This window comes from Nocardioides carbamazepini (genome assembly GCF_024614185.1).
GTDB classification, from domain to species: Bacteria; Actinomycetota; Actinomycetes; order Propionibacteriales; family Nocardioidaceae; genus Nocardioides; species Nocardioides carbamazepini.
This window is the reverse complement of sequence record NZ_JAHTLF010000025.1, coordinates 749,084-762,176: the sequence shown is the minus strand read 5'-3', so window position 1 is coordinate 762,176 and position 13,093 is coordinate 749,084. Positions and strand designations below refer to the sequence as shown.

The 13,093-nt window shown below is 70.3% G+C and carries 12 protein-coding genes; 4 read left to right on the top strand and 8 right to left on the bottom strand.

Annotation, left to right across the window (positions count from 1 at the left end):
- Positions 1-301 precede the first annotated feature (301 nt).
- The 8 genes from KVF89_RS29780 to KVF89_RS29745 all read right to left on the bottom strand — a co-directional run bounded on the left by KVF89_RS29780 (position 302) and on the right by KVF89_RS29745 (position 8,748).
- A complete protein-coding gene (locus KVF89_RS29780) occupies positions 302-1,465 on the bottom strand; it encodes a substrate-binding domain-containing protein (protein WP_257430855.1) in 1,164 nt (387 codons plus the stop codon).
- A 296-nt stretch (positions 1,466-1,761) separates the two neighbouring features.
- Entirely contained in the window at positions 1,762-2,340 is a 579-nt protein-coding gene (locus tag KVF89_RS29775; protein ID WP_257430854.1) for a TetR/AcrR family transcriptional regulator, read from the bottom strand.
- 107 nt (positions 2,341-2,447) lie between these two features.
- Positions 2,448-3,599 carry a CaiB/BaiF CoA transferase family protein gene (locus KVF89_RS29770; RefSeq protein ID WP_257430853.1) on the bottom strand — a complete coding sequence of 384 codons (1,152 nt, stop codon included), beginning with the start codon at positions 3,597-3,599 and terminating at the stop codon, positions 2,448-2,450.
- The gene (locus KVF89_RS29765) at positions 3,596-4,369 is read right to left on the bottom strand and encodes a crotonase/enoyl-CoA hydratase family protein (protein ID WP_257430851.1); all 774 of its coding nucleotides are present in this window, start codon (positions 4,367-4,369) and stop codon (positions 3,596-3,598) included. The genes KVF89_RS29770 and KVF89_RS29765 overlap by 4 nt, the downstream gene beginning before the upstream one ends.
- Positions 4,366-5,130: an SDR family NAD(P)-dependent oxidoreductase gene (locus KVF89_RS29760; protein WP_257430848.1), complete on the bottom strand. Its 765-nt coding sequence runs from the start codon at positions 5,128-5,130 to the stop codon at positions 4,366-4,368. Before KVF89_RS29760 ends, KVF89_RS29765 begins: the two co-directional genes overlap by 4 nt.
- Positions 5,131-5,330: 200 nt before the next feature.
- Positions 5,331-6,290 carry an MBL fold metallo-hydrolase gene (locus KVF89_RS29755; protein WP_257430847.1) on the bottom strand — a complete coding sequence of 320 codons (960 nt, stop codon included), beginning with the start codon at positions 6,288-6,290 and terminating at the stop codon, positions 5,331-5,333.
- A gap of 21 nt (positions 6,291-6,311) precedes the next feature.
- On the bottom strand, positions 6,312-7,253 hold the full coding sequence (locus KVF89_RS29750) for a fumarylacetoacetate hydrolase family protein (protein WP_257430845.1): 942 nt from the start codon (positions 7,251-7,253) through the stop codon (positions 6,312-6,314).
- Positions 7,254-7,308: 55 nt separating this feature from the next.
- Positions 7,309-8,748, bottom strand: a complete 1,440-nt coding sequence (locus KVF89_RS29745) for an amidohydrolase family protein (RefSeq protein WP_257430844.1) — start codon at positions 8,746-8,748, stop codon at positions 7,309-7,311.
- Between the two features lie 132 nt (positions 8,749-8,880).
- Between KVF89_RS29745 and KVF89_RS29740 the strand changes: the two genes are divergently transcribed.
- Genes KVF89_RS29740 through KVF89_RS29725 form a run of 4 tightly spaced genes read left to right on the top strand, consistent with a single transcriptional unit; the run spans position 8,881 to position 13,083 of the window.
- Positions 8,881-9,276 carry a Zn-ribbon domain-containing OB-fold protein gene (locus KVF89_RS29740; RefSeq protein ID WP_257430842.1) on the top strand — a complete coding sequence of 132 codons (396 nt, stop codon included), beginning with the start codon at positions 8,881-8,883 and terminating at the stop codon, positions 9,274-9,276.
- Entirely contained in the window at positions 9,273-10,418 is a 1,146-nt protein-coding gene (locus KVF89_RS29735; protein ID WP_257430841.1) for a thiolase C-terminal domain-containing protein, read from the top strand. The genes KVF89_RS29740 and KVF89_RS29735 overlap by 4 nt, the downstream gene beginning before the upstream one ends.
- Entirely contained in the window at positions 10,415-11,995 is a 1,581-nt protein-coding gene (locus KVF89_RS29730) for an AMP-binding protein (protein ID WP_257430840.1), read from the top strand. The genes KVF89_RS29735 and KVF89_RS29730 overlap by 4 nt, the downstream gene beginning before the upstream one ends.
- Before the next feature lie 41 nt (positions 11,996-12,036).
- Positions 12,037-13,083 (top strand): LLM class F420-dependent oxidoreductase, encoded by a 1,047-nt coding sequence (locus KVF89_RS29725; protein ID WP_257430839.1) that lies wholly within the window; start codon positions 12,037-12,039, stop codon positions 13,081-13,083.
- Positions 13,084-13,093: the final 10 nt, after the last annotated feature.

Below are 13,093 nucleotides of genomic sequence, written 5' to 3'. Positions count from 1 at the left end.
CGCCCGCCGACCGCCCCCGCCGGCTGAACCTGCAGCAAAGGTCCCGACTGGCCGGCGAGGCGGGGGCCGCGGCCGCCGCGGGCGCGACCCCGCGCGCGCCCCCCGGGTGGGCGCTGCACCCGCCCGCGTGGATCTTTTTGAGCGTCGAGTGCCCGCACCCGTCCCCCCCCACGCGGGCTTGTACCCGCCGGGGCCCGACCGCTAAGCTGACGGCCCCGAGCGCCGGGGTGCGGGGTATTGTCTGGGAGTGGGGGGCGAGCGCGAGCGCGCTCGCCCGCACCTCCGTGATGGACTCGACCACTCAGGCCACGCCCCAGATCTTCTTGTAGTTGTCGTCGTATCCCGCTGATGCCGGGTTGCCGTCGTAGACGTCGCCCTCGGGGAGGTGGTCGGCGTCCATGCTGCCGATCCCCATGCCCGAGTCGACCGGATCCTCACCCGCGAAGAGGCGGTTGAGGCCGTCGGCGGCCGCCCACCCGGTCCAGGTGAGCGGACGGCCGACGGCGTAGGACTGGGTGCCGCCACGGATCAGGGTGATCGACGAGGCGACGCCCTCGTTGCCCGTGAGCAGAAGGCCCTCCCGCCCGCTTTGACGGGCCTGATCGACGGCAGCACCCACCCCGAGCGTGATGGCCGAGTCCGCGGGCACCATGACGACGTCTGCGTTCGGGAACTGCTGCAGGGCGGCGGTGGCCTTGGCCTGCATCTTGCCGCCGAACAGGTCTGCGGCCGTGAAGGCGAGCTCGTGGACGACGCAGCCGTCGCACTCGTCGAGGCGCTGAGCCTGGGCGTCGCCGACCATCCGCAGCGTCGCGTTGTCGTTCTGTCGCATCAGGATGACCTCGGCGGTGCCGTCGGTCTCAGCGATCACCCAGTCCGAGATCGTCGGCCCGACGAACTCGCTCATGTAGTCCTCGTAGGAGACGAGGTCCTCGTTGAAGCGGAGGTACTCGTCGAAGAGCGGCTCCCCTCCGTCGCTGAACCGGTCGTCGCAGTCCAGGGCATTGCCGCCGTAGACGAGGACTCCAGCCGCCTGAACCTCCTGGATCGACGCCTTGACGACCGAGCAGTCGACGCCGAAGAGCGCGACGGCGTCGACCTTCGCGGCAGCTGCGGCGCGGAGCTGCGAGTTGTAGACCGCCGGGTCGGCCTTGCCGTCGACGAGCTTGACATCCCAGCCCAGGGCCTCCGACGCCGCGACGAATCCCTCGGCGGGGACGACACATCCGGCCGCCTGCGTGCTGCAGGCCAGGGCCCACACCGTCTTGCCCGGCTGCGCCGGGGGCCCGTCGGTCGGCAGGGCCCGGTCGGTGCCCGCGAAGGCCAGCTCGGTCGAGGCCTTCGCCTGTTCGATGACGTCATCGCTGGTCGTGCCGCTCGGGCCGTCCGACGACGCACCGCCACACGCCGACAATGTCAGCGCGAGCAGCACTCCGCAGACCGTCGCGATGCGAGTTCTCGTCATGCTCTCTCCTAGTTTCACGTCGACGCCGGCCAGGTGCCCGCACCGTCCTGCGATAGCTGATGCCGTCCGCCCGAGTCGCTCGGTGCGCCGGCCACGGCCGCGGGAAGGGGCGGCTCGACGGCTTCGTCGTCGGAGTGACGCAGCGCACATCAGGTACTATGGTCGGTATCGTAGAGACAATCTTAGTACCGGTCAAGGCACGGGAAGAGCCCGCCCCCATGGGCAGCGTCGAAGCGCGGAGAGCGCCGGCGACCGAGCGGTGCGGCCCGGCCGTGGCTCGTCAGCGACCGAGTCGCTCAGGCCAGGCCGCGGCGGCAGAACCGCCCGAAGAGCTCCAAGGCGTCGCTTCGGGTGGCGCCGACGCGGTCAAGGACCTCGGGGTCACGCAGGTGCCGGATGACGGCACCCAGCATCTCCGCCCACAGCGCGGGCGACCCACCGGTCACCTCACCCCGCTCCATGGCCTTGCGCACGATGCTCTCGAGCTCGCGGATCGCGATCTCCTGGTGGCGGTCGTACACATGGCTCGTCGGCAGGTAGTTCTCGACGTCGTGGATGAACTGCCGGCTGGCCCGGCGGTTCCTTTCGACGGACGCCGAGAGGTACGCCTCGATCTGGTCGTGGACGCTCGCCGTGTCCTGGGCGCGGCGCAGCGCCTCTTTGCCCATCGAGTTGAAGTAGCGGTCGACGACCCCGACCACGACCTCCTCCTTGCTCTTGCCCAGGTGGTAGATCGTGCGCCGGGAGGTGCGGGCGAGCGCGGCCATGTCGCCGATCGTCAGGTGGCGGAAGCCATCGGCGAGGAAGGCCTCCTCCAGCGCGTTGAGAACGTCGGACTGACGACCGGACAGCGTGTTCGACCGGACGTCCGACATGTCTCACCTCGCTCTACTGCGTCACTGCCGGGATGCGGCGATTCGCCTAACGGTACCGCACGGGCACGAAGGATACCGGTTCCTCGTCGAGCGTCGTCGTCACGAGGTCAGCGCTCCCCGCCACCGGGCGGCAGCAGGACGGCCCCGGACTCGACATGCTGCCGGATCTCGGCGTCCGTGAGCCCGAGCTCCGCAAGGAGCTCTCGTCCGTCACTACCGACGACGGGCGCCGCACGCGGGTCCCCCGCCGGCGTGCCGGCGAACCGGGGCACCGGACGTGCCATGTGGCCGCTCCCGAGACCGACGTAGGTCTGCCGCTCGACGTGGTGTGGGTGCAACGGCGCCTCCCCGATCGAGAGGACGGGCGTGACGCACGCCGAGCTCGCGGCGAACGCCTCCGCCCACTCGTCGCGGGGTCGCGAGGCGAAGGTCTGCGAGAGCCGGGCGACCATGGTCGGCCAGGTCGAGCGGTCGTCCTGGGCGGCGAAGTCGGGGTCGTCGGCGAGATCGAGGACGTCGAGCAGTGCCGCGTAGAACTGCGGCTCGATGCACCCGACCGCGACGTGGCGGCCGTCGCTGCACCGATAGGTCCGGTAGTAGGGCGCACCGCCGTCGAGGTGGTTCACACCCCGCTCGTCGACCCACCGCCCCTCGGCGAGGTAGCCGTGGAGCATCGCCATCAGCGCGGCCGAGCCGTCGATCATCGCGGCGTCCACGACCTGCCCGCGGCCGCTCGTCCGAGCACTGACCACGGCGGCGAGGACGCCGTAGGCCAGGAGCATCCCACCGCCACCGAAGTCGCCGATCAGGTTGAGGGGGACCACGGGGTCACCGCCCGCAGGTCCGATGGCGTGCAGGGCGCCGGTCAGGGCGATGTAGTTGATGTCGTGGCCGGGGAGCTGCGCCCACGGCCCGTCCTGACCCCAGCCTGTCATCCGCCCGTAGACCACGTGACCAGCCTCGCGAGCGACGTCATCGGGTCCCAACCCGAGACGCTCGGCGACCCCGGGCCGGAAGCCCTCCACCGCCACGTCGCCGCTCGCGACCAGCCTCATCGCGATGGAGCGACCCTCCCGCTCCTTCAGGTCCAGAGCGATCGAACGGCGGTTGCGATGCATCACCGGGTGCAGCTCGGCACCAGGCCGATCGATCCTGATGACATCGGCCCCGAGATCGGCGAGCATCATGCACGCGAACGGCGCCGGGCCGATCCCGCCGAGCTCGACGACACGGACACCATCCAGCGGCCCCGCGCTCATCGCCCGCTCCACACGGGGATGCGCTTCTCGGAGAACGCGCGGGCGCCCTCCTGGGCGTCCTCGGACTCGGACACCGGGCGGGCGATCTCGAGCTGTCGCTCGTGAGCCTCCTCGTGGGCCCACGAGGCCGACGCCGTCACGATCTGCTTGCTGGCCCGCAGAGCGAGCGGCCCGTTGGCGGCGATCCGCTCAGCCAGGCCCCGCGCCGCGACCAGTGCCTCGCCGTCGGGCGCCACCGCGTTGACCAGGCCCACCTCGTGGGCCCGCCCGGCTCCCACCATGTCGCCGGTCAGGATCCACTCCATCGCGACCTGGTACGGAATGCGGGACGGCAGCTTGAGCAGGGCACCGCCGACGGCGACGAGCCCCCGCTTCACCTCGGGCACCCCGAAGCGCGCCGACTCCGCGGCCACGACCAGGTCACAGGCCAGCACGAGCTCGCACCCGCCGGCGACTGCAGCGCCCTCGACGGCCGCGATCACCGGCACGGCGGGGGGCCTTGCCGTGAACCCGGCGAACCCACGCCCCGGGATGGATGACTTCTCACCGCGGACGAATGCCTTGAGGTCCATGCCCGAGCAGAAGCTCCCCCCGGCGCCCGTGAGGATCGCCACGCGGAGGTCGGTGCGCGCGTCGAGATGGTCGACGACCTCGGCGAGCGCGGCCGCCATCGTCGCGTCAACGGCGTTGCGCACCGCAGGACGGTTGAGCGTGATGGTCGCGACGCCGTCGGCCTCGTCGAACAGGACGGGACCCGACGTACGGTTCATCGGGCCGCCATCCTGATCGCGCCGTCCAGTCTCACGACCTCACCGTTCATGTACCGGTTGCGCAACAGCTGATCGGCCATCGCGGCGTACTCCGCGGGGTCGCCGAGCCGCTTCGGGAACGTCACCGATGCCCCGAGCCCCTCGCGCACCTCATCGGAGAACCGCGCCAGGAGCGGCGTGTCGAAGATGCCCGGGGCGATGGTGTTGACGCGGATGCCGAGGTCCGCGAGGTCACGCGCGGCACACAGGGTCATCCCGACGACACCCGACTTGGCCGCGGCGTAGGCAACCTGTCCGACCTGCCCGTCCCAGGCCGCGACCGAGGCCGTCAAGACGATCGCGCCCCGCTCACCGTCGTCCGCCGCGTTCGTGGCCATGCGCGCGGCCGTGAGCCGCAGGGCGTTGAACGTGCCCACGAGGTTCAAGCGCACCGCGGTCTCGAACTGCTCCAAGGGGAAGGGCGCGCCATCACGGTCGACGATCCGTCGCGGGAATCCTCTTCCTGGGCAGTGGACGAGGCCGCGGATCGCACCCCGGTCCGCAGCATGGTCGAGCACCGCCGTCATGTCGGCCTCCGAGCAGACGTCGCCACGGACGTAGGTGACGGACTCGCCCAGCCGTGCGCGCAGCTCCCTCTCGTCGACCTCGGCGAGGTCGGTCACCACGACGGCGGCGCCTCCCTGCGCCAGCAGACGGGCGGTGGCTCCGCCGAGTCCGCCGGCCCCTCCGGTCACCACGAACACCGATGAGGTGTCGGTCATCAAGGCAGTCCTTCCATTCCTAGTGATCGGCGCAAAGCCGGTATTGATTTTGGTACTTTAGATGACTCAATAGTACCGCACGAACGGGCGTCCGGCTCGCGATTCCTGCCGCGCCGTGCTCGAGGCAGGTCGCCTCGGTCCGCGCGGCCGAACAGGTCCTTGGCCCCCAGCCGGGCGGCTTCGAGGGGAGGATCGACGCCTCAGCGCCGTCCGGCATGGCGCTGTCGCCACGCAGCCATCTCGCCGAACAGGTGGACCCCGTCCTCCGCAGGGACGCCTGCCACGGCCTGCCGGTAGGCGTGGTAGGTGGTGACGACGATTCGTTCGGCCTGGGGCCACGAGGCGAACCGGTCCAGGTCCATCCGATCAGCGGCCTCGCGCCAGGGACGCCCGGCGGCGAGCGCGTCGGCGATCCCCTCGGTGACGTGAGCGAGGTAGCGGCGCATCTCGGCGATGCCGTCGACATCCGTCACCGGACCGTGGCCAGGCACGACGACGTCAGGGTCGAGCGCCGCCATCCGGTCGCACGCCCGCATCCAGTTCTCGAGCGACCCGGCCCACATGATCGGGGTGCCTCCGATGAACAGGAGGTCGCCGGCGAACACCACCTTCGCGTCGGGCACGTGGGCGATGGCGTCACCGGCCGTGTGCGCCGGGCCGAGCCGGAGCAGCTCGACGGCACGCCCGCCCACATCGACCGTCAGCTCGTCGTCGAATGTCACGTCGGCACCCCGCAGGGCGATGCCCTCGAAGTCGAAGGCCCCGAAGCAGCTCCGCAGGAACTCCGAGGTCACCGGGCCGAAGTCCGAGGAGACGAGCATCTGGAGGCGCTCAGGTGTCGTGCCGTGATGGATCTCGTGGTCGGTGTCCCGGGTGGCGTGGATCTTGACGTCGTCGCCGAGGAGCTGGTTCCCGAAGCAGTGGTCGCCGTTCGCGTGGGTGTTGAGTGCCCCCGCGATGGGTGCGGCTTCGACCAGCCCCGCCAGCGCGTCGAGCATCTCGGTCGTGAGCGGCAGGTCGAAGAGGGTGTCGACCAGAAAGCTCTGGTCCACGCCTCGCACCAGCCCCGCGTTGCTCATGCCCCACTCCCCGTCGGGCAGGAGCCACGCCCAGACGTCGGGGCCGACCTCGTGCAGCCCTCGGGTGTAGTCGATCGCCATGGTGGATCCTCTCGGTCGAGTTCAGAAGCCGCTCGGGAGCGGGTGTGGGCGAGCGCTCGCGACGACGCGCTGGTGGGTGCTCCCGAGAGCGGCCCCGTGGAGCGAGACGACGTCCCCCGGCTTCAGCCACCCGTCGTAGCCCGCCGGGTCGCCGACGAGGTGCTCGAGCAGGCAACCACCAGGGATCGTGCCGGAGCCGATGACGTCGCCGGGGAGCACGCGGGTGCCCCGCGACACGTAGGACACGATCTCCCCGAAGGTCCAGTCCATCGCGCCCGTCGTCCCGTGGGCGATCTCGACACCGTTGACCTCGGCGCGGACCTGCAGGTCGAGGCGACCGTCGACCAGGTGATCCGCGACCTCGTCGGCCGTCACCAGCCAGGGGCCGAAGGTCATCCCCGAGTCCTTGCCCTTGCCCTGGCCGATGCCGAGCGCCGTGTCGAGTCGCTGCAGGTCGCGTGCGGTCCAGTCGCAGAACAACATGTAGCCCGCGATGGCACGCTGTCCCTCAGCCGCGTCGAGGTCGGAGCCTGGGGTGCCGATGACCGCAGCAACCTCGAGCTCGAAGTCGAACCACTCCGAGCCAGGCGCGATCGCGACGTCGTCGCGCGCACCGAACAGCGTGGCCGGGTTGGCGAAGTAGAAGGCGGGGACCTGGTTCCAGACCTCCCCGAGACGGGTCTCCCGGCCGTAGGCCCGGCGGCAGCCCCGGACGTGGTCGAGGAACCCGACCGTGTCACGGACCGAGGGCGGGCGAGGGATCGGCGAGCGCAGCGTCGTCGTGTCGAGCGGAAGAACGGCCACCGGGCGCTGCCGAGCCACCTCGGCCGCACGCTCCGTCTCCTCCCGGCCCGCGGAGAGAATCTCGATCAGGGTGCGGTCGTCGTCGAGCAGGTGCACGGTGTCGTCGAGCACGAGGCCGACGCGGTCACGGCCTTCGTGCGCGCAGGTCACCCAGCGCACGGCCCCTCCTTCGGCGCCGCCGGCAGCGAGCCCGGACAGGTGAGGTCGGGGCGGCTCACGAGGGCGCACCCGTCCCGGCGGTCGCCGCACCCCACCACTCGGGCTGTGGGGGTGTCATGCCGCCGTACGCCTGCGACTCCGCGACGATGTGGGCCCCGGACTCCCGCAGCCCCGCGATGGCCTTCTCGACCACGCCCGCCCGCATCGACCCGCCCTGTTTCACGACCTCGCCCCCGACGATCACGGTGTCGATGTCGGAGGTACGCGCTCCCATGACGATCGCGCCCAGAGGATCGACGGCCGGAGTGAGATGGAGCGACGTGTTCCGGATGAGCACGAGGTCGGCCGCCTTGCCCACCTCGATCGACCCGCACTCGTCCTCGAGCCCCAGGCCGATGGCGCCGCCGAGCGTCGCGAAGTGCAGGACGTCGGCAGCACTGAGCTGGAGACCCCCCATCTCGTAGATGCCCTGCTGCTCCAGGGCGCGCTGGTTCGTGCGCGCCCGCTCCCCCGCGAGCATCAGGCGCATCGCCGTGAACATGTCGGGCGAGTTGTTCGACTGGATGTCGGCACCGAGGCCCGCGACCACACCAGCGCGGTCGGCCACGGCAGCGATCGGGAACCCCATGCCCATGTTGAGCTCGGTCTCCGGGGTCGAGGAGACCTTGGCCCCGTGGTCGGCCAGGATCGCGAAGTCCTCGGCGTCGGAGGTATTGCAGTGCGAGTGGAGCTGGTGGGACCACAGAAGACCGGCGTCGGCAAGCTGCTTGATCTCCGAGGCGTATCCCGGCTTCCAACGGGCGTTGGTGTGCGTGTGGACCAGGCAGTCCAGCTCGCGACCGAGCACCATCTCCTGGGCAGCCTGCTCGATGCCCGCAAGGCTCAGCTCTGTCGGCGCGACGCCGAAGCGCACCCTGTCACCCGTGGCACCGAACAGTGACGACCGGACCCGGCGAGCATCGTCGAGGCGCTGCTCGACGGACGTGAAGTACGGGCTGGCGGTGTGAGGGTCGTACAGGCCGTAGCACCACACCCCGCGGATCCCGGACTCCTGGATCGCCGCCACACCGGCGTCGGCGTGCTCGGGAGTCAGGATGCTGTGGGAGTAGTCCACCGAGCACGTCGTACCGGAGTCGAGCAGGCCCACGGCCGCGCCCAGCGTTCCGTTGTAGATGTCGACGGCGCGGTGCACCCCGGAGTGATTGCGCCGAATGGTCCAGACATAGTCGGAGAGAGTGAAGTCGACCGTGAGGCCGCGCATGGTGGCCTGCCACATGTGGTGGTGGGTGTCGACGAACCCGGGGATGATCCAGGCCCAGGAGGCATCGACGACCTCGGCGCGTTCGGACTCGGCGCCCTCCGCCTCGAGGACGAGACCCTCGGCAAGGCGGGCGATCCGCCCGTCGACGACCTCGATGTCAACCCGCTGGAAGCTGCCGCCGCGGGGGTCGCCCACGAGGACCAACGCGCCGGTGTAGATCGTTCGTGTACCCACGGAGTGTCCTTTCACCTGGTCTGACACCTTGTCGACCGCAGACTCGACGGTATCATAATGGCTGCTATAGTACCGCTCATGGTACCAACTTTTGTGTCGGGGGTCACGCCTGACCAGCGCGCTGCTCGCGCCGTGCCGACGCCGACCACGCAGCCCTTCTGGGAGGCTGCCGCCGACGGACGACTGGCGGTTCAACGCTGCGGCTCGTGCGCGATGCATGTCTTCTATCCACGGATCGCCTGCCCCGCCTGCGGGTCGCGTGATCTGACGTGGGTCGAGGCGAGCGGGCGCGCCACGTTGCTGAGCTACGTCATCAACCACCTTCCCGCCCCCGGCTTCGAGGCCGTCGGTCCGCACGTCATCGCCATCGTCAGGCTGGAGGAAGGTCCGACCATGATGACCAACATCGTCGGCGTCGAGCCGTCGCCCGATCATCTCGCCATCGACATGTCCCTGCAGGTGGCTTTCGAGCACCGCCACGGCCAGACGGTGCCCGTATTCGTCTCGCGCGCGGGGACGTCCGCATGAAGCGGCCCGTCGCCGCGATCGCCGGCGCCGCCGAGACCTCGCTCGGACGGCTTCCCGAGCTTTCCGAGCTCGACCTTCACGTCGACGCCGCCCTGCTCGCTCTCGCCGACGCTGGTCTCGGGCTGGATGACGTCGATGGCATCACCAGCGCGGTGCACAACCCGGTCGAGATCGCGCACGCGCTCGGCATCCGCCCGACCTGGTTCGACGGCACGAGCGTCGGCGGCACGTCGTTCCTCGTGCACGTCCGCCACGCCGCCGCCGCCATCGCCACCGGCCAGGCGGAGGTCGTCCTCGTGCTCCATGGGGAGTCGCGCCGGTCTGTCGTCGGGCGCCACCCCCGCCCCCTGCCGGCGGACGGGATGCTCGGTCAGTTCGAGCTCCCGTTCGGCGTGTACGGCCCGCCGACGATGTTCACGCTCCCCTACCTTCGCTATGCGCACGAGACCGGCACGACCCTCGAGCAGCTGGCGTCCGTGCCGGCACGACAGAGCGAGTGGTCGCAGGGGAACCCCCGCGCCGCGCGCGCGTCCCTCGTCAGCGTCGACGAGGTGCTCTCCTCGACGCCCATCGCGTGGCCGTTCACCAAGCTCATGTGCTGCATGGTGAGCGACGGCGGGGGCGGCCTGGTCGTCACGACCGCCGAGCGCGCGCGCGACCTCCAGCGCCCGCCCGTCTACCTGTGGGGCTCCGGAGAGGCCGCCGACAGCCCTCTGGTGTCGCAGATGCCCGACCTCACCCGCGCGGAGACCTTCGCGCGGTCGGCGGCCGTGGCGTTCGAAGAGGCACGCATCAACCGCGAAGACGTCGACCACCTGATGATCTACGACGCCTTCGCCCACGTCCCCCTCTACGGGCTCGAGGCACTCGGCTTCGTCGGGCGGGGCGAGGCCGGCGCGTTCGTGGCCGACGGAAACACCGCGCCGGGCGGACGGATTCCCATGAACACCAACGGCGGCGGCCTTCGCTACACGCACACCGGGATGTATGGGATGTTCGCGATCCAGGAGTCCGTTCGACAACTTCGACGCGAGGCGTTCGCCCAGGTCCCCGATGCCGACGTCAGCGTGGTCCAAGGTGTCGGGCACTTCTTCTCGGAGGCCGCGACACTCGTGCTCTCGAACCAGGAGGTCTCCCCATGACCACGGGACGTGATCAGCCCGCCCGAGGATTCTTCGAGCTCGCGGCGCTCGCCCCGGACTCCGTCGCTCTCCGGCTCGATGACGACGAGGTCGTCACGCGCGGGGCTCTTCTCGCCGACGCCCACCGCTGGTCCCGGCTGCTCCAGGAGGACCTCGGGCTGGAGCGCGGCGACACGATGGCGCTCGTCCTGCGCAACGGCGCACCCTTCGTGGCCGTTCAGCTCGCGGCCGAACAGATCGGCCTCTACCTCGTTCCCGTCAACTGGCATCTCACCACCTCCGAGGTCGCCTACCTGATCGGCGACTCCGGGGCACAGGCCGTCGTGACCGAGTCGTCGCTCGAAGACCTGGTGGTCGAGGCCGCCCGTCTCGGAGGCGGCCTCGACCCCGAGCGGGTCGTCGTCGCCGGCGGCGCGAGCCGGGGGCGCTCCTCCGAGGCACTGCTCGTCCGGCACTCCACCGAGGCACCGACGCGGCGTAGCGCCGGTTCGGTTCAGTACTACAGCTCCGGGACGAGCGGTCGACCCAAGGGCGTCCGCCGCCCGCTGCCGTCCACGAGCCCCGACGAGGCCGCCGACGCTCGGGCCCGGCAGCGCTTCGCCCAGTACGACACCGACGCCGAGATGCCCCAGGTGCACCTCGCCGTGGCGCCGCTCTATCACCCAGCACCGAACCTCAACGCCCTCTGCGCGCTGCATCTCGGGCAGGAGGTCGTGGTCACCTCGCGGTTCGTGGCAGCCGAGACGCTCGCCCTCATCGACCGGCACCGGGTCACCACGACCTTCATGGTCCCGGTCATGTTCCATCGGCTCCTCGACCTCGACGAGGCGACGCGCGAGGCCTTCTCCGGCCGCTCGCTGCAGATGGTCACTCACGCCGGTGCGCCGTGCCCGCCCGAGATCAAACAGCGCATGATCGCCTGGTGGGGGCCGGTCCTGACCGAGTACTACGGGTGCACGGAGTTCGGCATCGCGACGATCATCACCTCGGCCGAGGCGATGCTGAAGCCCGGATCGGTGGGCCGTCCGGCCCCCGGCATCGAGGTCGAGATCCGAAGCAGCGACGGACACAGGCTGCCCGCAGGCGAGCCCGGCACGATCCATGTCAGTGGTGGTTTCGACTTCACCTACACCGGCGCTGCCGGCCAGCGAGCCGGCGTCGAACACGCCGACACGGATCCCTTCCGCACGGCTGGCGACATCGGCCACCTCGACGAGGACGGCTACCTCTACGTCGGCGACCGGCGCTCGGACCTGATCCTGTCGGGCGGCGTCAACATCTACCCCGCCGAGGTCGAGGCCGCGCTCCTCACGGAGCCTTCCGTCGCGGACGCCGTGGTCATCGGCGTGCCCGACGACGAGTGGGGCCAGCGCGTCGTGGCCGTCGTCGAGCTGAAGGACGGCGCGACCGGCGACGCGGCGGCGGCCGATCGTCTTCGACACCACCTCGCTGATCGACTCGCACGGTTCAAGACGCCGCGCGAGATCCACTTCGTGGACTCCGTCGGACGCACCACCACCGGCAAGGTCAACCGCTCTCAGATCTCCGAGCTGCTCGCGCAGCTCCTCCGCGGGTGACCTCGGATGTCCCACAGACTCTCATCGACGAACGGAGCACCATGCGACTCGGCCTAGTGATCGACTACGCCGGCGGGTTCGAGGAGACGGTCGAGCGGCTCAGCGACTACGAGCGGGCAGGTCTGGAGCTGGTCGCGGTGCCGGAGCCCTACTCCTTCGACTCAGTGAGCCAGCTCGGCTACATCGCGGCGCGCACGCGCGAGATGCAGCTCATGTCGTCGATCCTGCAGATCTTCACACGCACGCCGGCACTCACGGCCATGACGGCCGCGGGGCTGGACTATGTCTCCGGTGGACGCTTCACGCTCGGCCTCGGCGCCTCCGGCCCCCAGGTCATCGAGGGCTTTCACGGCGTCCGGTACGACGCACCGCTTCAACGGACTCGCGAGATCGTCTCGATCTGCCGCCAGGTGTGGCGCCGGGAGCCTCTTGAGCACCGCGGTGAGCGCTACACCGTGCCGCTGACGCAGGACGACGGCGGCTCCGGACTGGGCAAGCCGCTCAAGCTCATCGGACATCCGGTCCGCGCGTCGATCCCGATCTCACTCGCCGCCCTCGGCCCGAAGAATGTGGCGCTGGCGGCCGAGATCGCCGACGGCTGGCAGCCGTTGTTCCTTCATCCGGGCAAGTTCGACATCGCGTTCGGCGAGGCGGTCGCCACCGGGACGGCCTCGAGAGATCCCTCTCTCGGCCCGCTCGACATCCAGGTCCAGGTGAAGTTCCGGCTCAGCGGCTCCGACCCGTCGGCCCAGGACCGCGTCCGCCAGCAGCTCGCGCTCTACCTCGGCGGGATGGGCGCTCGCCGCAAGAACCTCTACAACGAGCTCGCGCATCGATACGGGTACGGCCCCGAGGCGTCGGAGATCCAGGACCTCTACCTCAGTGGCCGCAAGGCCGACGCTGAGCGTGCCGTTCCGGACGACCTCGTGCAGGCCGTCTCGCTCATCGGCGACGAGCAGGCCGTGCTCAAGAAGCTCGGTGACTTCTCGAAGGCAGGTGTGACGACACTGCTGCTCGACCCGGTCGCCGCGGACCCGCAGACCCGCGTCGAGGACGTTCGACGCCTCATCGAGCTCACGCGGCGCTGAGTCGGACGCG

Coding starts and splice junctions, on each gene's coding strand:
- KVF89_RS29725 (WP_257430839.1), top strand. CDS start 12,037: ATGCGACTCGGCCTAGTGATCGACTACGCCGGCGGGTTCGAGGAGACG.
- KVF89_RS29730 (WP_257430840.1), top strand. CDS start 10,415: ATGACCACGGGACGTGATCAGCCCGCCCGAGGATTCTTCGAGCTCGCG.
- KVF89_RS29755 (WP_257430847.1), bottom strand. CDS start 6,290: ATGGCGATCGACTACACCCGAGGGCTGCACGAGGTCGGCCCCGACGTC.
- KVF89_RS29770 (WP_257430853.1), bottom strand. CDS start 3,599: ATGAGCGCGGGGCCGCTGGATGGTGTCCGTGTCGTCGAGCTCGGCGGG.
- KVF89_RS29760 (WP_257430848.1), bottom strand. CDS start 5,130: ATGACCGACACCTCATCGGTGTTCGTGGTGACCGGAGGGGCCGGCGGA.
- KVF89_RS29735 (WP_257430841.1), top strand. CDS start 9,273: ATGAAGCGGCCCGTCGCCGCGATCGCCGGCGCCGCCGAGACCTCGCTC.
- KVF89_RS29780 (WP_257430855.1), bottom strand. CDS start 1,465: ATGACGAGAACTCGCATCGCGACGGTCTGCGGAGTGCTGCTCGCGCTG.
- KVF89_RS29775 (WP_257430854.1), bottom strand. CDS start 2,340: ATGTCGGACGTCCGGTCGAACACGCTGTCCGGTCGTCAGTCCGACGTT.
- KVF89_RS29765 (WP_257430851.1), bottom strand. CDS start 4,369: ATGAACCGTACGTCGGGTCCCGTCCTGTTCGACGAGGCCGACGGCGTC.